This window comes from Thermobacillus sp. (assembly GCF_003390775.1).
In the GTDB taxonomy this organism is placed as follows: Bacteria; Bacillota; Bacilli; order Paenibacillales; family Paenibacillaceae; genus Thermobacillus; species Thermobacillus xylanilyticus.
Map to the genome: position 1 here is coordinate 1 of NZ_QEWA01000041.1, position 18,771 is coordinate 18,771.

Annotated in this window: 16 protein-coding genes and 1 pseudogene; 2 read left to right on the plus strand and 15 right to left on the minus strand. The window is 62.3% G+C overall.

The window, feature by feature from the left end:
- Positions 1–355: 355 nt before the first annotated feature.
- From nagB to C6W55_RS11660, 12 genes and pseudogenes are all read right to left on the minus strand, one after another.
- Entirely contained in the window at positions 356–1,141 is a 786-nt protein-coding gene (nagB, locus tag C6W55_RS11600; RefSeq protein ID WP_286892727.1) for a glucosamine-6-phosphate deaminase, read from the minus strand.
- Positions 1,138–2,160 carry an ROK family protein gene (locus tag C6W55_RS11605; RefSeq protein ID WP_286892728.1) on the minus strand — a complete coding sequence of 341 codons (1,023 nt, stop codon included), beginning with the start codon at positions 2,158–2,160 and terminating at the stop codon, positions 1,138–1,140. Before C6W55_RS11605 ends, nagB begins: the two co-directional genes overlap by 4 nt.
- Positions 2,153–3,340 carry an N-acetylglucosamine-6-phosphate deacetylase gene (nagA, locus tag C6W55_RS11610; protein ID WP_286892729.1) on the minus strand — a complete coding sequence of 396 codons (1,188 nt, stop codon included), beginning with the start codon at positions 3,338–3,340 and terminating at the stop codon, positions 2,153–2,155. Before nagA ends, C6W55_RS11605 begins: the two co-directional genes overlap by 8 nt.
- Complete coding sequence (nagZ, locus tag C6W55_RS11615; protein WP_286892730.1) at positions 3,337–5,109, minus strand: beta-N-acetylhexosaminidase; 1,773 nt, start codon at positions 5,107–5,109, stop codon at positions 3,337–3,339. The genes nagA and nagZ overlap by 4 nt, the downstream gene beginning before the upstream one ends.
- Entirely contained in the window at positions 5,106–6,791 is a 1,686-nt protein-coding gene (locus C6W55_RS11620) for a response regulator (RefSeq protein WP_213484156.1), read from the minus strand. The genes nagZ and C6W55_RS11620 overlap by 4 nt, the downstream gene beginning before the upstream one ends.
- On the minus strand, positions 6,766–8,589 hold the full coding sequence (locus tag C6W55_RS11625) for a cache domain-containing sensor histidine kinase (RefSeq protein WP_286892731.1): 1,824 nt from the start codon (positions 8,587–8,589) through the stop codon (positions 6,766–6,768). Before C6W55_RS11625 ends, C6W55_RS11620 begins: the two co-directional genes overlap by 26 nt.
- A gap of 24 nt (positions 8,590–8,613) precedes the next feature.
- A complete protein-coding gene (locus C6W55_RS11630) occupies positions 8,614–9,438 on the minus strand; it encodes a carbohydrate ABC transporter permease (protein WP_286892732.1) in 825 nt (274 codons plus the stop codon).
- Complete coding sequence (locus tag C6W55_RS11635; RefSeq protein WP_286892733.1) at positions 9,438–10,322, minus strand: carbohydrate ABC transporter permease; 885 nt, start codon at positions 10,320–10,322, stop codon at positions 9,438–9,440. The genes C6W55_RS11630 and C6W55_RS11635 overlap by 1 nt, the downstream gene beginning before the upstream one ends.
- Before the next feature lie 96 nt (positions 10,323–10,418).
- The gene (locus tag C6W55_RS11640) at positions 10,419–11,831 is read right to left on the minus strand and encodes an extracellular solute-binding protein (protein WP_015254507.1); all 1,413 of its coding nucleotides are present in this window, start codon (positions 11,829–11,831) and stop codon (positions 10,419–10,421) included.
- A gap of 163 nt (positions 11,832–11,994) precedes the next feature.
- A complete protein-coding gene (locus tag C6W55_RS11645) occupies positions 11,995–12,588 on the minus strand; it encodes an MFS transporter (RefSeq protein ID WP_286892734.1) in 594 nt (197 codons plus the stop codon).
- Between the two features lie 58 nt (positions 12,589–12,646).
- Positions 12,647–13,345 (minus strand): annotated as a pseudogene (locus tag C6W55_RS18140) (MFS transporter); the annotation flags it as partial.
- A gap of 32 nt (positions 13,346–13,377) precedes the next feature.
- Positions 13,378–13,905 (minus strand): oligopeptide/dipeptide ABC transporter ATP-binding protein, encoded by a 528-nt coding sequence (locus tag C6W55_RS11660; protein WP_083883168.1) that lies wholly within the window; start codon positions 13,903–13,905, stop codon positions 13,378–13,380.
- A gap of 309 nt (positions 13,906–14,214) precedes the next feature.
- On the opposite strand from C6W55_RS11660, the gene C6W55_RS11665 reads away from it, so the two are divergent.
- Both C6W55_RS11665 and xerS read left to right on the plus strand, forming a co-directional pair.
- The gene (locus tag C6W55_RS11665) at positions 14,215–14,511 is read left to right on the plus strand and encodes an N-acetyltransferase (protein WP_286892735.1); all 297 of its coding nucleotides are present in this window, start codon (positions 14,215–14,217) and stop codon (positions 14,509–14,511) included.
- A gap of 121 nt (positions 14,512–14,632) precedes the next feature.
- Entirely contained in the window at positions 14,633–15,718 is a 1,086-nt protein-coding gene (gene xerS / locus C6W55_RS11670; RefSeq protein ID WP_286892736.1) for a tyrosine recombinase XerS, read from the plus strand.
- A 58-nt stretch (positions 15,719–15,776) separates the two neighbouring features.
- Here xerS and C6W55_RS11675 read toward each other — a convergent pair whose 3' ends face one another.
- The 3 genes from C6W55_RS11675 to C6W55_RS11685 all read right to left on the minus strand — a co-directional run bounded on the left by C6W55_RS11675 (position 15,777) and on the right by C6W55_RS11685 (position 18,769).
- Positions 15,777–16,199 (minus strand): WGxxGxxG family protein, encoded by a 423-nt coding sequence (locus C6W55_RS11675; RefSeq protein ID WP_286892737.1) that lies wholly within the window; start codon positions 16,197–16,199, stop codon positions 15,777–15,779.
- Positions 16,200–16,367: 168 nt separating this feature from the next.
- Positions 16,368–17,645, minus strand: a complete 1,278-nt coding sequence (locus C6W55_RS11680) for a DUF4129 domain-containing protein (protein WP_286892738.1) — start codon at positions 17,643–17,645, stop codon at positions 16,368–16,370.
- Positions 17,642–18,769: a DUF58 domain-containing protein gene (locus C6W55_RS11685; protein ID WP_213484169.1), complete on the minus strand. Its 1,128-nt coding sequence runs from the start codon at positions 18,767–18,769 to the stop codon at positions 17,642–17,644. Before C6W55_RS11685 ends, C6W55_RS11680 begins: the two co-directional genes overlap by 4 nt.
- Between the last annotated feature and the right edge of the window lie 2 nt (positions 18,770–18,771).

An 18,771-nucleotide genomic window follows, 5' to 3' on the forward strand; every position in this document is an offset into this window, starting at 1 on the left:
AGGGGGAACGTTTACCCATCTAGCCTGCAATCACTCGAATTGACTGGAAAAACAGCCACAAAATTGAATGGAATCTTTGCTGATCGCTTCATCCGACTAGCGCTATTCCGGACTTTCGAAATTCAGGTTAATTATAGGATTAAAAAATAATCAGCCTCCTTTCCGGTTTACGGACAGGAGGCGCACAGGAACAAGACAGACGCACCGCTTATGCCGATAAGCAGCCGTCCTTCATGTTTGACTGTAAAAACCCGCACTTCTCCTATCCCGAAAACCGGTCAGCTCGATTTTCTTGCGGATAGGATCAGTGAACCATGGGCATCAAGTCATCCTTTCGCGGTGGAATAATTTATTTCTACCATAACCCATTCGTGGAATCAACTGGTTCATGGAAGGCGTTTTGTGTCGTTTGACACTTGATTCGCGCTGCCGCGCCTTCATCCAGCATCACCACCAGACGGGGATGAAGCTGCAACAAGGAAGCCGGGCATTCCGTCGTGATCGGTCCGGTCAGCGCCCGGTGAACGATGTCCGCCTTGTCGTTTCCTTTCACGACAAGCAGGATGGTCCTGGCGCTGAAAATGCTGCCCAATCCCATGGTGATGGCCCTTGTCGGCACCTCTTCCGGCGTACGGAAGAAACGGGCGTTGGCCTCCCGCGTTTGCGGATGCAGGATGGCCACGTGCGTTTTGCTGTGCAGCGCCCGTCCCGGTTCATTAAAACCGATATGCCCGTTGTGGCCGAGTCCGAGCAGCATGAGGTCGATCCGGCCGGCGGCCTGGAGCAGCCGATCATACCGTTCGCATTCGCGTTCCAGGTCCGCCGCGCAGCCGTCCGGGATGTGCGTTCGCTCCGGCGGAATATCGATGTGGCGGAACAGATGCTGATCCATGTAGTAACGGTACGATGCCGGATGATCCGGCGGCAATCCGACGTACTCGTCGAGATTGAACGATGCAGCCCGCGCGAAACTGACCTCCCTCCGCCGAACCGCCGCCGTCAGCGCTTCGTAGATGCCGACGGGCGTTCCGCCGGTGGCCAGACCAAGGACCGCGTCCGGTTTTTGCCGCAGAAGCCTGACGATCGTTTGTGCCGCCGCCTCGTGCAATAGATTCGGATTTGCAAAGATGTTGAGCTTCAAACCGTATGTCCACCCCTTTCCTTGGCCGCGAGAGCGCTGCCGATCACGCCCGCTTCGTCCGTCCATCGGGCCGCGGTCACCTTCAACCTTTCGGAATGCAGCGGATGAAGCCGCTCCGACAGCGCCCGCCGCACCGGGGAAAGCAGCCGTTCGCCGGCGCGCGACACGCCGCCCCCGATCACCATGACGTCCGTGCCGAGCAGCGCGGCGCAGGCGGCGAGCGTGCTCCCGAGCGCCCGTCCGGTCTGCTCGAACACTTCGGCAGCCACCGCATCCCCCAGGTCCGCCGCTCTGGCCACGTCCTCCGCCGTCATGGATCGCTCCGCTTGGAGCCGCCCGGCTTTGGGCCGCTCGGGAAACCACTCGCCGAGCACGCTGGGCTTCCATCGCATCAGCTCTTTCGCCTGCCGCACGATCCCGCCCGCCGAAACCAGCGTCTCGAGGCAGCCGCTCATCCCGCAGCCGCACGCGTATTCGTTGCCGTCCACTTTGACATGGCCGATTTCCCCGGCCAGATCGCCGCCTGTCAGCAGGCGGCCGTGGTGCACGACGGCGGCGGCCAGTCCGGTGCCCACGGTGACGACGAGCGCGTCGTCGTATCCCGCCGCCGCTCCGACCGCGGCTTCACCGTAAGCGTACATCCGCACGTCGTTGTCCAGGATCACGGGAGCGCCCAACAGCGCGCCCAGCCGATCCGCGAGCGGAAAGTCCCGCAGGGGAAGATTGGCCGCGTGCCGGACCACGCCCCGCCGCGCGTCCAGAAAACCGGGGATGCCGACACCGACCGCGCGAAGCGCGCCCGTCTCCGGCGAAGACGGAAAACCCGCTTTCGCCGAACGGATCGTGAGCAGCTCGCGCACCATCTCCGCGAGTTGCCGCACCAGCGCGTCGCCGTCGGAAGTTTCCGTCCGTTTTTTGACCGTGGCAAGCAGACGCCCCTCCGCATCCACCATGCCGGCCCCCGTGTTCGTCCCGCCGACGTCGATGCCGACAAACACGGATTCCGCTTCGTCAGCCATCAACACGCACTCCTTTGACATACGTGCGGACCACCGTCAAATCCGGTCCAAGCGCCACCAGATCGGCGTCTTTGCCGACTTCGATCGATCCTTTGCAGTCGTCCGCGCCGATTTGCCTGGCGGGATTGATTGTCAGCGCGGGAAGCACTTCGGCCAGCGGCAGGCCGGTGAACGCGACCGCCTGCTTCAGCGCCCGGTCCATCGTCAGGCAGCTGCCGGCCAAATTTCCGCTGTCCCGGAGCACCGCCTTGCCCTCTTTCACCGCCACGGGCAGGCCGCCCAACCGGTAGCCGTCGCCGTCCGGCATGCCGGCCGCCGCGATCGCGTCCGTCACCAGCGCGATCTTGTCGCGGCGTTTGACCGCGAACACAAGCTTGACCACATCCGGATGGACATGAAACCCGTCGCAGATCAGCTCCACCGTCAGTTCGTCGCGGAGCAGCGCGGCGCCGACGATGCCCGGCACGCGATGGTGCAGCGGGTTCATGGCGTTGAACAGGTGGGTGACGTGCGACGCCCCCGCCTCGATCGCCCGCCGCACGGTCTCCGAGTCGGCTTCGGAATGGCCGATGGAGACCGTGACGCCGCGGTCGCGCAGAGCGCCGATCCGGCGCAGCGCGTCGCCGCACTCCGGCGCCAGCGTCACCAGGCGCACCGCTCCCCGCCCGCGCGCCAGCAAATCCTCCATTTCATCCCGGTCAAACGGACGGATGAGCGCCGGGTTTTGCGCGCCGCACCGCCGGGGGTTGAGGAACGGCCCTTCCAGATGAAGTCCCAGCACTTCCGCGCCGCCGGCGGCGACGCCCCTTTCCATCGCGCGTACAACGCCATCCACCGCGCGTTCGAGCTCGTTTCTGGGCGCCGTCATCGTGGTGGCCAGGAAAGACGTCGTCCCGTGCAACGCGTGAAACCGCGCGATCCGCCCGATGGCCTCGTCATCGTCCGCCGCGTCCATCACGTCGGCCCCGCCGCCGCCGTGCACGTGGACGTCGACGAATCCGGGCACAAGCGAGAGTCCTTCGGCGTCCCACACTTCATCGGCGTCGCCCGGCTTCGCCGGCGGACCGTCCTCCGGTCCGCAAATGCGCGCGATCCGCCCGCCGACCGCATACACCGAACCGCCCGTCAACACCCGATCGGGCAAATAGACGTTGGCGTTCCTGATCCACAATCCTTTCAAGACTCTTCACCGTCTCGTTCTTTCCGAAATCCCGAAATGCCGTGCCCAAACGGATATCGCTCCGACAGGGTGACCGGCAGGCGGCCCCGGGCCTCCGTCTTCCCGGCCAGCACTTCGGCCAGCGCCTCCATCATGCAGGGGGTGTTCTCGTAACAGGCCGCGTAGGCGTGAACCTCCGGAAACGCGAGGAAATCGTACGGGTTGCGGAGCGCCGCCGCCGTCACCCGCACCCCTTCGCAGGCCAGCAGACGGTTCACCAGTTCGGTTTGTCCCGCCGCGAAGGCGGCGTTGTACGTCCCGACCACCACCTGCAGGAGTGCCCGATCGCTTCCCGGCTCTCCGCGGACCGCGGCGCGTTCGCGAATATTCTTCAGCGCCTTGCCGATCTCCGCCAGCGTCTCCCGAATCTCGTCTTCGCCGGGAACGGCGCCGATCCTGAACTCCTTCACCCGGCCGAGATACGGCGCGAGCGCCCGGCCCAACGTCAGCTCCCGGGCCAACGCTTCGTCCACTTCCGTTCCCTGCCGCACCTCGGGCCAGACGACGAACGTCGGCACATCCCGCCGAAGCGGCAGCGCGCCGCGCTCGTTCCGCACGAGCGTCACGCTGCGCCGGCAAACTTCCCGGGCGAGCGCCGCCGCTTCACCGCCGAAATCGAAATCATCCGTCCCGGCCCCGGCATCGGAGCGATCGGCCGGAACGGGACCGAACGGAACCGCCGCCGACTGTCTGGCCTTCAACCCCGCAATGCGCCGCACCGACTCGTCGATTCGCTCCTCGGCGATTTCCCCGGCGACGACCGCCTCGTACAATGCGTCGAGCGCGGCGATTTGCAGCGCCGGCGTATGGCTGACCAGCACGACGTCCGCGCCGGCCTTCACCGCCATCACCGCCCCCCGGGCGACGCCCACCGTACCTGCGATCGCCTTCATTTCCAGACAGTCCGTAAACACCACGCCGTCGTATCCCCATTCGTCCCGCAGCAGGCCGCGCAGAATGCGCGGCGACAACGTTGCCGGAAGACCGTCCGGTTCCAACGCCGGAAACCGCACGTGCGCGGTCATGATCGCGTCCGCGCCGGCGGCGGCCGCCAGCCGGAACGGCAGCAGCTCCACTTCTTCCAGGCGTTTCCGATCGTGCGGCACGGTCGGCAGCTCACGATGCGAATCGGCCACGGTGTCGCCGTGCCCCGGAAAATGCTTCGCACAGGCGACCACCCCCGCCTCCCGGTATCCCCGGATGGCCGCGATGCCCAGTTCGGCCGCCAGTTCCGGACGCTCGCCGAACGAGCGCACGCCAATGACCGGATTGGCCGGGTTGTTGTTGACGTCCAGGCAGGGTGCAAAATTCAGATTGACGCCCAGCCGCATGAGCTGCGCGCCGGACGCATAGGCCGTCTCGCGCGCCCACTTCGCCGAGCGCGTCGCGCCGAGCGCCATGTGGCCCGGCATGACCGTCACGCCCTGGTCGAGGCGCACCACCATGCCGCCTTCCTGGTCGACGGCGATCCACAGCGGCGCCTTCGTCGCCTCCGCAGCCAATTCGCGCAGCGCGGCCGACAGGCTGGCGACTTCAGGGGCGCTGCCCGCGTTCCGGCGGAAGTAGATCACCCCGCCGAGCTTGCGTTCGCGGATCAGCGCCCGAATTTCGTCCGTCGGCGCCTTGCCGTCGAAGCCGGCCATCACCATCTGCCCGATTTTGTCGCGCAGGCTCCAGCCGGCCAGGTTCACGCCTTCTCCTGTTTCCCGCCAAACCCCCGCATTGCTCAATTCGTCCCGCTCTCCTTCCGGTCGTTCGTTTTTCGCCGTTCCCGCCAGGCCGACGGCAGTTCGCCGGTCACCTTGTGAAACACTTTATTGAAATATCTCCGCTCGGCGTAACCGACCGAACGGCCGATGTCCGAAATGCTTCGATCCGTGAGGAGCAGCAGCGACTTGGCCAGCTCCACCCGTTCCGCCGTCACGTACTCCAGGAATGTGGCGCCGAAATGCTGTTTGAACAGCAGGCTGAAATAGCTGGCGCTGATGCCGAGGTGCCCGGCCACTTCGTCGACGCCGAGATCCCGGGACAGGTTCCGGTCGATGTAATCCTTCGCGATGTGCATGAGCCGGTCGCCGGTCTTTTGGCGTTCCGACGTTTCCAGGCTCAGCTCCACGATGCGCCGCACGGCCGCGAACATGTCGCTTACCCGGTCGGCCAGCTCCACGAGACGCCAGATTTCGTCCTCCTGTTCGGCGGTCAGCGCGCCCAGCGCCCGCATTTCGCGCAGCAAATAGAGCGCGATGAAATGGGCCGCCTTCTCGGCCCGGGCCAGCGACCGCCCCGACTCCGCCGCAAGGCGCGCCGTCAGCAGGCGCAGCGCTTCTGCGACGCGATCGCGCTCCACCCGTTTCAGCGCGGCAACCAATTGTCCGACCGGTCCCCACAGCTCCTCCCGGGTCGCCTCCTCATCCGCCGCCCCGTCGTTCCACAGCACCGAGCGGTTCCGGTCCGCGGCCAGATGCACCGTGCGCTGCAGCGATCGGAACACCGGAGAAAGTTCGTGGATCGCAATTTCCGCCGGGTGGATGCCGACCGTGACGGGCAGGCCCGCATGGGTCCACACCGCTTCCTGCAGCAGCGCCGCCCACCGCCCGGCGCGCTCGCGCAGCCCGTCCGTGCGCCGCCCCGCCGGCTCAAGCGGTTCGGCATCCCGCTGCCCCGCAGTCTCTCCCGGCTCTGCCTCCTCGTCCCCTGCGCTGCAGCGCCCGATCAGCACGCACCACTCGCCTTCACGCATCGGCAGCACGGCGTGCCTGAGCCCCTCCGCCGCAAGCGCGTCCCGCAGCGCGTCGCGCGCCGCGACCAGCCACATCTTCCGCTCGCGCTCCCGGACGACGCGGCACCGCTGCGCGTAGTCGTCAATGTCGGCGAGCATCATGACAAAACGCCACCGCTCCGGCTCCTCCCCGTCGATCCAGCGCGGCGGCGGAGCGGAGGCGTGATCCGTCAGCAGATCGTGCAGCATTTTCTCGTACGCCAGGCGCATCGCCTGATCCAGCCGCGACTGCTCGCTGTCCCGGGCCTGCCTTCGTTCGCGGATCGCGCCCGCCAGCCGTTCGATGAGCGCGGTCAGTTCGTCGTAGCGGATCGGCTTCAGCACATAATCGCGCACCCCGTACGGAATGACCGAGCGGGCATAGTTGAAATCCTGATACCCGGTGAGCATCACCACTTCCGCTTCCTCGTCCGTCTCGCGCAGCTGCCGCAGAAACTCGATCCCGTCCATGACCGGCATGCGGATGTCGCACAGAATGAGGTCCGGACGGTGCCGCCTCGCGATGTCGAGCGCCTGCACGCCGTTTCGCGCCAGCCCGACGACTTCGATGTCCAGATCCGCCCACGGCAGCACCGCGTGCAAGTTTTGCAGAATCGGCTTTTCGTCGTCAACGAGCATCGCCTTCAGCCTCACGGGCAACCCCTCCCGCCATCTTCGGAATGACGATTTTGATCACGGTGCCCCGCCCCGGCTCGCTGCAGACGAACAGGCCATAGCGGCCGCCGTAGCGAATGCGGATGCGGTCCGCCACGTTGCGGACGCCGAGCCCGCGCCGCTCTCCCGTCTCCGGCGCGTCGCCGTGCCCGGCGGACGCGTCGGGGACGGCTTCGATCGCCGCCAGACGTTCCGGCGGGATGCCGATGCCGTTGTCCTCGACGCAGAACGCGATCCGTTCCCCTTCTTCGCGCGCGGTGACGCGGATGTGGCCCATGTACCCGATGCCCTCGAAGCCGTGCTGGATGCAGTTTTCGACCAGCGGCTGCAGCGTCAGCTTGGGCATGAGGCAGTTCATGAGCGAGGGCGGCACGTCGATGTCGAATTGAAACAGATCGTCGAAACGGTATTTCTGAATCTCCAGATAACTGAGCAAATGGTCCAGTTCCTGCGCCACCGTAATTTCTTCCCGCTGCAGAATGCTGATGCGCAGCATGCTGCCGAGCCGTGTCACCATCCGGCTGACCTTCTGCCCTTCGTTCTGCACGGCCAACGCGTTGATCGACTCCAGCGCGTTGAACAGAAAATGCGGCTTGATCTGCGCCTGCAGCGCCTGCAGTTCGGCGCGCGTCTTGCGTTCCTGCTGCCGCTTCACTTCCTCGAGCAATTCCGCGAGGCGGCTGACCAGCCGGTTGAACCCGCGGGCCAGGAGCGACGTCTCGTCGTTGCCCTGCAGCGGCAGCCGGGCGGTCAAATCGCCCCGTTCCACCCGGCCCATGACGTGCACGGTTTGCACGATCGCCCGCGCGACCCGGTTGGCGAACAGCCGGATGAACAGCAGCGCCGACGCGAGGCAGAGGAGCAGGATGGCCGCGACCCAGCGGGAGTACTGCAGCACTTCGCTGGACAGGGCGTGCCAGGAGGTGACGGACACCAGGCGCCAGTCTTCGATCCCTAAGCCGATGCTGGAGATGACGCTGTCCTGTCCGTCAAACCGGCTGCGCGCGCTTCGGTACGCCTCACCAGACAAAAGCGGTCGTTCCGCCAGCTCGGACAGCTGTTTTCCGTTCAGGGCGCCGCCGCTGTCGTACAGCACCAATCCGCCGCCGTTCACGATGAAAAACCGGGTGGCGGTCTGGTTTTGCCGGTAACGGAAATATCGGAACACCGACTCCAGCCCCGAATTTTTGATCTGCACCAGCAGAATGCCCTTGTCTTGCAGCGTGTCGATGTCCTTCACGACGCGGATTTGCGTGAACACCGGCTCCGAACCGGTCAGTTCCGGATATTCATAGGGGCCTACCCACAGCGGCAGGCCGTCCCGCTCCAGCACTTGCTTATGCAGCCGCGTCTCGATGAACTGCGCGTACGGCATGGCCTGAAAACGCTCTTTCGTGAAAATGCGGTAAATCCGTCCGTCGTCCAGCGCGTACATCAGGGCGTAACTGACCGATGGGTGATAGACGAGCAGCTCCCGGAACTTCTGCTGCACCTCGTTCAGGTTGAGGTAATCGATGTCCTCCACATCTCCGCCGTATGCATCGTTCAGTACATCCTGGATGGCGTCGCTGGCGATCGTGCTGTCGGTCACCTGGTTCATTTCCCTGAAAATGAAGCCGACCGACTGGCTCAGCGCGCGCAGCGTCAGTTCCGTCTGGCGGGAATGCTTCTCCTCGATCAGACCGGTCACCAGCGTGTAGAGCGCGACGGCCAGCACGACGAGCGGAACGATGATCAGAACCAGAAACGCGCCGAACAGCTTGAACCTCAGCGACATCGCACCCGGACTCCTTCGGACCGATTACCCCTTGACGCTGCCGACGGTCAACCCTTCGATGATTTTCTCCTGCAAAAACGCGTACAGCGCGAGCACCGGCGCCACGCTGAACACGATACCGGTACAGATCAGCGCGTAGTTCGTCTGGAAGGCGTCGCGAAATCCGACCATCCCGGTCGGCAGCGTGCGCAGCGCGTCCCTGCTGATGAAAAAGTTCGCCAGCAAATACTCGTTCCACGCGCCCAGAAAATTCACGATGAAGACGGTGACCAAAGCCGGCAATGTAAGCGGTAAAACTATTTTGGCAAAAAGTCCCGCCGAACTCAATCCGTCCATGATCGCCGCCTCCTCCAGTTCGCGCGGCAGCGACTTCATGAACGCCGCAAGGAGCAGCACGCCGAGCGGCAGCGCGCCCGCCGTGTAAGGGAGAAACAGCGCCCAGTGGGTGTTCAGCACGCCCAGCTTCATGACCAGCAAATATTGCGCGATGAACAGCACGTTGCCCGGGATGAACATGCCGATGAGCACCGTTTGATAGATCCATTTGCCGGCGCGCGGGAACCGCATCCGGACGATCGCGAACGCCGTGGCCGCGGCCAGCAGGGTGGAAGCGAGCGCGGACGTGAACGACAAATAGACGCTGTTGAAGAAATAGACGCCGATTTTGGCCTTGACCCAGGCTTCCGCGTAATTCTCCACGTGCCACGTTTTCGGAACGCCGAACGGACTCTCCGCGATTTCCACGTTGCTTCCTTTCAGCGAGGAAAACACGACGAACACGAACGGAAAAAGGACGACGGCGACATACGCCAGCAGCACCGCATGCGGCACGGCCCGCTTGAGCAGCATCAGAACTCGCCTCCTTGCATCCGCCGACCGAACGTGAACTGGTAAATCGACGTCAGGACGAGCGCGAAGGCGAAAATGATGAGGGCAATCGCCGTGCCGAACCCGTAGTTCGGGTCGACGCCCATCGCTTCGTTCACCATGTACGACGCCATCACTTCCGTCGCGCCGACCGGTCCTCCCTTCGTCATGACCAGCACGATGTCGACGACGCGCATCCCGCCGGCGATCGACAGCATCACCACGACGGAGATGATCGGCAGAATGAGCGGAACCGTAATGTTAAGCGCCCGTTGCCAGCCGCTGGCGCCGTCCACGACCGCCGCCTCGTGAATCTCCCGCGGAATGGCCAGAATGGCGGCCAGCACCAGCACGATGTAGAAGCCCATCCACTGCCAGGCGTTCGTGATCAGCACGGCCGGCAGCGCCCATTTCGATTCCGCCAGCCAATAGATCGGACCCGCGCCGAACAGCGCGAGCAGCCGGTTGAGCGGCCCGACCTCCGGTTCGTAGATGAACCCCCACAGAATGCCGATGACGGACGTGGACACGATGGAAGGCACAAACACGGTCGTCTTGTAGAAGCCCCTGAGCCGCTTGACGGAAGCGATCAGCAGGGCGAACAGCACGATGAGCGGAATTTGCACGAACACCGAAAACCCGATGAAGATGAGGTTGTTGATGATCGCGCGGCGAAAGTCCGGGTCGCCGAAGGCGTCGGCGAAATTGGACCAACCGACAAAGCGATAGCTTTCCAGGCCGTTCCAGTCGGTGAACGCGTAAAAGGAAGACGACAGCATCGGCCAGAGGAAAAACAGACCGTACAAGAGCAGCGTCGGGGCGATGAACAGCGTATAGATCCATGGATTGCGCATCGGATGTTTCAAACGGCTCCACCTCCATGAACAGACGGCGCCGCCCGCGCCAGGCGGGGCGGCGCCGCCACAAGGCTTCCGGACTCGGACCCGGCTCTCTTGCGGCACTTACGACTTCGCGTTGGCCTCCTGCTGGACTTCCTGCAACGCTTCCGTCACCTGCGCGGCGGTCGCCTGGCCGGCAATCAGCTTCTGGATTTGCGCCTCGGACTCCTTGTAAACGTCCGATGAGACGGTGGAGTCGAAGTGCGAGAACGCGCCGCCGGCTTGCCGCATCGTTTCCATGATCTGCTTGACAAGCGGGTCCTCCACTTTGCCGATCGCGTCATCGGACAGCTTCATCGACGGCAGCACGCCGTCTTCCAGCAGTCCCCTGAGCTGCATTTCTTCGCTGTACATGTTTTTGATGAACGCCTTCACGGCGGCCAGCTCGCGTTCGTTCAAATCGGCGGAGAACCCGTAGCCGTTGCTGTAGTTCCCGTTGACGAACGTTTGATCGCCTTTGCCGCCGGGCACGGGAGGCATCGGGAAAAATCCGACCTTGCCGGTGAGCTCGCCCGCCTGCTCCGGATCCTTGAACACGGACGAACGCCAGCTGCCGTCGAACATCATGCCCGCCTTGCCCGTCACAAACTGGTTCAGCATGTCGGCGTACTCGAGGCCGAGCTCGCCTTTGGTGAAGTACCCTTTTTTGACCCATTCTTCATATTTCGCGAACGCGGCCGTCACTTCCGGCGAATTCCACGCGTGCGTGCCGGCGGGGAAACCGTCGATCGCCTCGGGGCCGGCGTAGCGGCCGATCAGCGTGTTGACCATCATGAGCGGCACCCACGCGCCTTTCGACCCCATGGCGAACGGGGTGATCCCGTTCTGTTTGAGTGTTTCCGCGGCCGCCTCCAGCTCCTCCCATGTCGTCGGCACCTTGATGTTGTACTGCTCGAACAGCGGGATGCTGTAGAAAAATCCTTCCGTGCTTCCGCCGATCGGCAGGCCGTATACTTTGCCGTCCAGCGTAAACTGGCTCAGGTTGAGGAACTTGTCGGCGATGCCCAGCTCTTCGATGATCGGCGTCACGTCGAGCAGCCTGCCGGCTTTGGCGTACTTCAACGCGTCGCCCGCGCCGCCGAACAGGTCGAAGATTTTCGGCGGATTGCCCGCGGCCATCTCGGCCGGCAGCTTCGTGAAGCGGTTGACCTGGTCCTCGACGCCGTCGAGCTCGAACTTCAGGCCGGGGACTTCCGCCTCCGTTTGCTTCACCACGTCGTCCAGAATCGCTTTCCGGAATTTTTGCGCTTCGCCGATTTGAATATGCCGGAGCGAAACGGTGAACGGCTCGGCGTCCGCCTGCGGCTCCGTCCCGGACGTCTCGCCGCCGGTATTGCCGCTTTCCGACGCGCCAGGCGAATTGCTGACGCCGTTTCCGTTGGTTGCGTTTTCATTTTTGTTCGAACCGCATGCCGCAAGCGCCGCGGACAGGGCGAGGAACAGGACCATGACGGCGATTCCCAACCTTTTTTTCATCGACTGACCTCCCGTCTGTGGTTTCGTATCACAGTTTCAATTATAGAGAGAGGTCGGCGTTCGGCAGAAGATACATAATTCCATGATTACGGGATAAATTTCTTGAATAGCTGCGGTTGGGTCGCCAAAGGCCTGCATGAAAGGACAAGAGTTGTGCACTCCATTATGACCGGATATGAACGTTCTCGCCGCGGCTTGCGCATGGTTCACTCGGCGGCTTACGGCGCAGCATCAACAGAATCGGCATGGCAACTGCAAGAAAAATGACGATGAGCAGGAAGGTGTCTTGCAGCCCGGCCATATATACGACCGGGTTCGCCTCGCCGCCTTCACTGCCCGCCGGAATGCTCCCGGGACCTTGCAGCGATCGGGATCTTGCTTCCAGACGCTGATAAAAATAAGAAACGAAGCAGCCGACGCCGATTCCGCCAAATACTTGCCTCACCCAGTGCAAAAGCGCCGAAGCGTGTCCCGACATCTCCCTCGCAACCGCCTGCATGCCGACGTTCAACAGCGGCGTCAGCGACAAGCCGATGCCGACATTGCGCATGCACATCCAGAATACCGCATACGCCGTTCCCGTGACGGGCCCGAAACCCGCAAACGCCCAGGTGCTGATGAGAAGAAGCACTGTACCCGCCGCAATCAACGAGAATGCGCGGACGCTGCCGCTCAATCTGCCGGCGGCAATCGTTGCGGCGGTTACCGCGCATGCGCCCGGCAGGAAGAGCAGTCCGACTTCGAATGGGGTGTACATGGACAACGAACACGATGAAAGCCAGCGTTCCCGCCAGCAGCCCGATGATCGCTGCGGGCGAACCCAGTCCCCAGGCGTGGAGATTTCCGAATACCATGAGATAAGCCGCGCTGGCGGCCGCTGCCAGAAACATGCCCCACCCGTCCAGTCCGGGACGCCGGGGCGAAGCCGCTTCGGGCAAATACCGAAGGCCGATCAACATCGCGGCTGCGCTGGGGATGACGGTCACCCAGAACATCATCGGCCAGTACACGCCTTGAAACCACCCGCTTGCGCTCGGCGCTACGGCGGTAGCGGTAATCGAAGCCGCAGACCATACGGAGACGGCCTGCGGCTGTTTTGCCCTTGGTACAATCTGATACAGCAGAGCCAGCGTGACGGGCTGAACAAGCCCCGAGAACACGCCCTGGATCGTCCGGAACACGACCAGCGAGCCGAGGTTCCAGGCAATGCCGCAGCATACGGACGTCAGCGTCAAACCCGCCATGCATACGGCGAAAATGCGCCTGTACCCGAACCGCGAGCCCAAATACCCGCTGATCGGCGCGATCATGCCGGCGGCCAGCATAAAGCACGTGACCAGCCATTGCAGGGACGCCGGGTCCGCGTCGAAAATGCCGGCGAATGCCGGGATGGACACGTTCAGCGACACCGTATGGTAGATGCCGACAAATGAGCCGGCAATCAAGGCGAACTGCCCGCTCCAGCCCGAAGGACGGCTGCCGGAATTGCCCGTCTCCGGCTCAAAATGCTCCATCTTGTATCTCTCCACACCGGAATTTTATTTGATCAGGCCGGAAAATGGCAGGCCGCGTAATGACCCGGACCGATTTCCTGAAGCTCGGGAGCCTCCAGCTTGCAACGCTCCGTCGCCGCCGGACAGCGCGGATGGAACCGGCAGCCGGAAGGCGGCGCGGCGGGCGACGGGACTTCCCCTTCGATCACCCGGGCCGTTCCTCTGCCGGCGGGATCCGGATGCGGGATCGAGGCGATGAGCGCCCTTGTGTAGTGATGGGCCGGATGCAGGAACAATTCCGCGCTGTCCGCCACTTCAACCAGCTGTCCGAGATACATCACACCGATCCGGTCGGACAGATGGCGCACCACATGCAGCCCGTGCCCGATGAACAGATACGTGAGCCCCATCCGCTCCTGAATGTCCAGCAGCAAATTCACAATCTGCGCCTGAACGGAGACATCGAGCGCCGACACCGGTTCATCCAGCAGCAGAAAAGCCGGGTTCAGCGCGATGGCGCGTGCGATGCCGAGCCGCTGCCGCTGCCCTCCGGAAAATTGATGCGGGTAGCGGTCGGCCATGTATCACTTCCGGATGCCGGTGGATTTCCCGCCGCCACTGCACCATTTCATCTTGCATTGAACGAATGCAGGCCAATATGGGAGCGGTGTCCATCACCGAATCCGCTTCGATTTCCGGCATGCTCATAAGACCTTTCCCATGCCGATCGCACACCTGATGCTGTTCTGAGTTGAGCCCAGCTTAAGCTGATTTTTCCCCATGCCTGAACCTCCCGCACGTAATTTCAAACATTTCATATCTGTTTAGTGTTATTTGGGTTGCTATTCATACTGTAACCTCAAGATGACCTTCCGGGGATATACGAAAGATTGAACGTTGATTCGGAGATTTCTATCAAAGGCTTCTGCAAGGATCAACCGGCTGCGGCGGCCGTCCAAAAGCCGCCGGAACATGGAACGGATCGGCATGAAGATCGGATTTATCAAAGCGTTGTGGACCTACTGGGACACCGGCCCGAAAACGCCGCCGCGGCCGCGCTGTATGAGAAGACAGGCTTTCATGTTACCGGCGAGATCATCGGGGTAAGATTGTCTGTTGCTATTCATTTGATTGATCCGCAATATAGTTTACATAATTTTTATTATGGAATATATAAACCGAAATGAATTTATAAGTTTACATAATATTAATTACAATCACTATTAACCTTACAACTCCGGATGCCAACCTTCCCCGCTGATGGTACAATAAGACTTGTCAGAGCACCGGCCCATACGGAGGGATCGCATGAACGTCATCAAGCTGAAAGACAGACAGGAGCTCGACCGGCGCGTGCCTTCGATGCCTTGGTACGTGGAGCAGTTCATCAACTACAAACTGCCCGATCTGTCCCCCTCTTCCCTGCTCGAATACGTCCGCGACTACGAAACTTTCTTTCGCTGGCTGATGGCGGAGGGGCTGACGGAGGCGCGGGAGATGAAAAATATTCCGCTCTCCGACCTCGAGAATTTGCGCATGGAGACGATCGACCATTACAAAATGTACCTCGCCGCGCACAAAGACCGGGCCAACAGCCGGACCACGATCTCGCGCAAACTGTCCTCGCTTCGCTCGCTGTTCCATTATTTGAGCCAGATTGCCGAGGACGAAAATTTTTACCCGCTGCTCAAGCGGAATGTGATGGCGAAAGTGTCGATCAAACGGACGCACAAACCGAAAGATTCGGCGGCGCGTCTCGAAGGAAAGCTGCTGCAAGAGGATGAAATCGCGGAATTTTTGCAATATGTGAGGGAATACTATGCCGGCGACCTGGCGGGCAACAAACAGGCGCTTGCGGCCTACGAGCGGAACAAAGTCCGCGATGCCTGCATCATCAGCCTGATCCTCCACTCCGGCCTGCGGGTATCCGAAGTTGTCAACCTGAACGTCGACGACGTCGACTTGAAGCGCAAGCTGGTTTACGTTTACCGCAAAGGCGCCAACGACGAGACATTCAAGACGCCCGTCTATTTCCGGCAGGACGCGGTCGAAGATCTGAACCGCTATCTGCAGCTCAGGGAAAGCCGCTACAACGCGCCCAAGAAAGAAAAAGCGCTCTTCCTCGCCGTGGCGAACGGCAAGAAGGAAGGCTCGCGCATGACCAAGCGGGCCATCCAGGAGATGGTCATCAAGTACGCGAGACGGTTCGGCAAACCGTATCTTTCCGTGCACAAACTGCGCCATTCCTTTGCAACCGACTATTATCTGCGCAACGATCTGTACAAGACGCAGGAGCAGCTCGGTCACGCCTCGCCGGAGACGACGCAAATTTACGCCCATCTGACGGACAAGACGATGGCCGAGGCGATCGACCGTCCGAGAGCGGATGCGTGACGGCAATGAAAAAGCCGAGGGTTCTTCTTGCCGAAGAACGCTCGGCTTTGCCGCTATTTCAGCGGCCCGTCTCACGATTGCGGCCGCGAAGACCCGCAAGTCCGATCAGACCGAGCAGGCCCAGCCAGCCCCAGTCAAAATCGTTGTTGTTGTCAGTAGCCGCCGCGCGGACCGTACGTTCCGTACCGCGAACCATACGTTCCGTACCGCGAACCGTACGATCAATCAACCCGTTGTTGTCGCCGTTAACGTTGTTGCGGCGGAAGTTGCGGTCATTGTCCATGAAATTGGTCGTTGCCGGGTCTTCCATCATACGGTTGGTGTAACCGCTCGTCCCCGATTTGTTCACGCTCGTTCCCGTGTACGCGGATGTGTGGCCTTTGCCCGTCGAGCTATTCACACCGCCCTCCGCGAATACAGGGGAAGATAACGCCAACATCAGGGCTGTTGCGGCGACCGCACCTTTCAAAGTACGTCTCATTCGAATCGGCTGCCACCTTTCTCTCCAGGGATGGATTGAGCGTCGGGCACTATTCTCCGCCTGGCTCAACTATGGTATGCCCCGTAGACAACAATCCGATTCGAACGGGATCAGGAAGTTGATGGCGGATTGCCGCGAAGGACAGCCGCATGCACGATGCATGCTGATTCACAAGCCCAATCGCGATTTCAGCGCCTCGGCCTCCTCCTTCGCGGCCGGACGGCCGCCGTAGCGCACTTCTTCATAAACCTGATCCAGCCGGCTGTCCGCATCCCGGTTATCGCCGTCGATCTCCTGCAAGGCGCTGATATTCTCCCGCGGCGTCCAGCTTAAGCGGTAGCGGAATCCCCGTTTCCCGGCAAGCTGAAATCTGCGCCGGAACAGCCAGCGAACCCGCTCTTCCGGCGACATGGCCGCCCAGGATTCCCGGCGGCCGATCGACCGCAGCCGCCGGATGACGCCGGCAGCCATGGATTCCCCGGTCAGCCGCTCGACCTCGTCCACATAACCGCCGGTATCCGCGGATCGCGTCCGTTCCCGCCAGGCGGCCAGCCAGCGGGCGATCAGCCGCGCCAAGGCCGGAATGCGCAGCAACTGCCTGAGCGCTAGGACGGCAAGCGCGATCAGCGCCAGTACGCCGATGGCGACCGCGATTCGTTCCAGCAACAGCAAGAACCAGTTCGGCTCGCTTTCCTCGGGCATGGGCAGCCCGGGCATCATCGGTTGAGCGCCCGGATCTGCCGGCAATTCGTCCGGAACCGGATCGCCGATCTTGCCGGTCAGCCACTCGATCAGCCGTCTGAGCCAGCCGATGAACATATGCCAGAGCGCCTCCAGATGGCGGAAGAACGCAATGAACAGCGCAATGGCCGTAAAAGCGGCCGCCAGACTACGGTTGCGAACCCTGATGGACCGGGGCACCGATCCGCCGCTCTGATCCAGGTTGGCATCCATGAGCGCAATCCGGTTTACGCGCCGGATGGTCAAGAGCAGCGTGATGACCCCGCCCGCCGCCAGCAGCATCCGGTAAGGCTCCATGCTGTCCATAAACCCTGCGGCAATCGATGCGATGAAATAGAGGATCAGCGCAGGCGTCAGCATATCGCGCATCCGCCGGTCGTCAGGCAGCACCGGTGACATCCCGTGCAGGACAAAGGCAGCCGCAACGAGACTCGCGGGCAGCGCACCGAAACCGTACGGACGAAGCGCCAACCCGATGCCGGCTCCTATGGCCGCCGCCAATGCGAAACGCGAGGCCCGCCGCATCCGGTTCCATCGCGCCGTCAGCCTTTCGCCTGCCGCATAACATATCGGAAGCGCCGCCAAGAAAACATAAAATACGGATGCCGGCAGCCCCCATGAAGAGACAAACACCGGCACCGGCAGCCAGATGATCGTCGTCGTTGCGCCAAGCCAGACGGCGAGCAGAAGTCTCCGCGCGTTCATGCCGGTTGCCCCGCTTTCTTCTTGCCCGATGCGTTGCGGTCTGGCAGGCGAAGCGGCAAGATGCGCACCGCATGGCCCTGCTGCTCCAGCTTCCGCGCCGCTTCGGCGATCCGGTCGTTTTCATAGGACGTCAGTATGGCGATATCCGTACGGCCGGCCAGCCGCTCGCCGATCATCTGCAGCAGCTCATGCAGCGGAAGAAGCCGTTCCGTCTTGAGCCGGGCCATCGATTCGAAGATCGCCGTCAGATGCGGGTGGCCCGCATCCGGCTCGACGTACGCCGGCTTTTCCTCGCCGGTTCGTCCCGCCTCCGCGGCGTTCGCCGCAAATCCGGCTTCCAGGCCGTTCTCCACGGCATGCCGGGCCATGCCCGCCGCCGCCGACAAACCGTATTCGACCAGCTCGTCATCCGTCGCGACGCTCCACATGCCTTCATGATCTTCCACATTCAGGACAATCATCAGCCGATGGTCGGCCGAATAATCGCGCTTGTGCACCTGCAGCTTCCCGGTGCGCGCCGACGCCTTCCAGTTGATGCCCTTCAGCGGGTCGCCGTACCGGTATTCGCGCGTGCCCGCGATCAGGAACGGGTCGTCGACGATCCAGCGCCGGACGACCGCTTCCCCCATCCAGCTGTGGGCCGGCAGATCCCACTCCTCGGGCAGCAGCGGCTTCGGATAGACGATCAGTTCGAATCCGATATCGATGCGCCGGGTCGCCGAGGCGAAGCCGAACAGGTCACCCGCCGTCATCGAGACGGATTCGGCGCGGTAATAGCCTCGTTTTATGCACTTTACCGTATGCCGACGCGTAATGCGCGTATAGGGCATCAGGCTGAACAGACTTTTGTGGTTCTGATAAATATTCCCCGCGCTGACGTCGAAGTTCGCCTGCGTCCCGAAGCTGAGCGCCGCCGGCATCTGTGACTCCACGCGCAGCCACGGCACGGGCAGCCACTTGCGGTTCTCGATCGTCTCCACCATCTCGATCTCGTCGCCCTCGTGGCACGATCTCACGCTGAGACGGCGGTCGTACCGGATGCGGAGGAGTCCGGTACGGCGGAACAGGTAAGCCTGCAGCAGCATCAGCAGGATGAAGGTCAGCAGGATGAAATGAAAAGCCATCT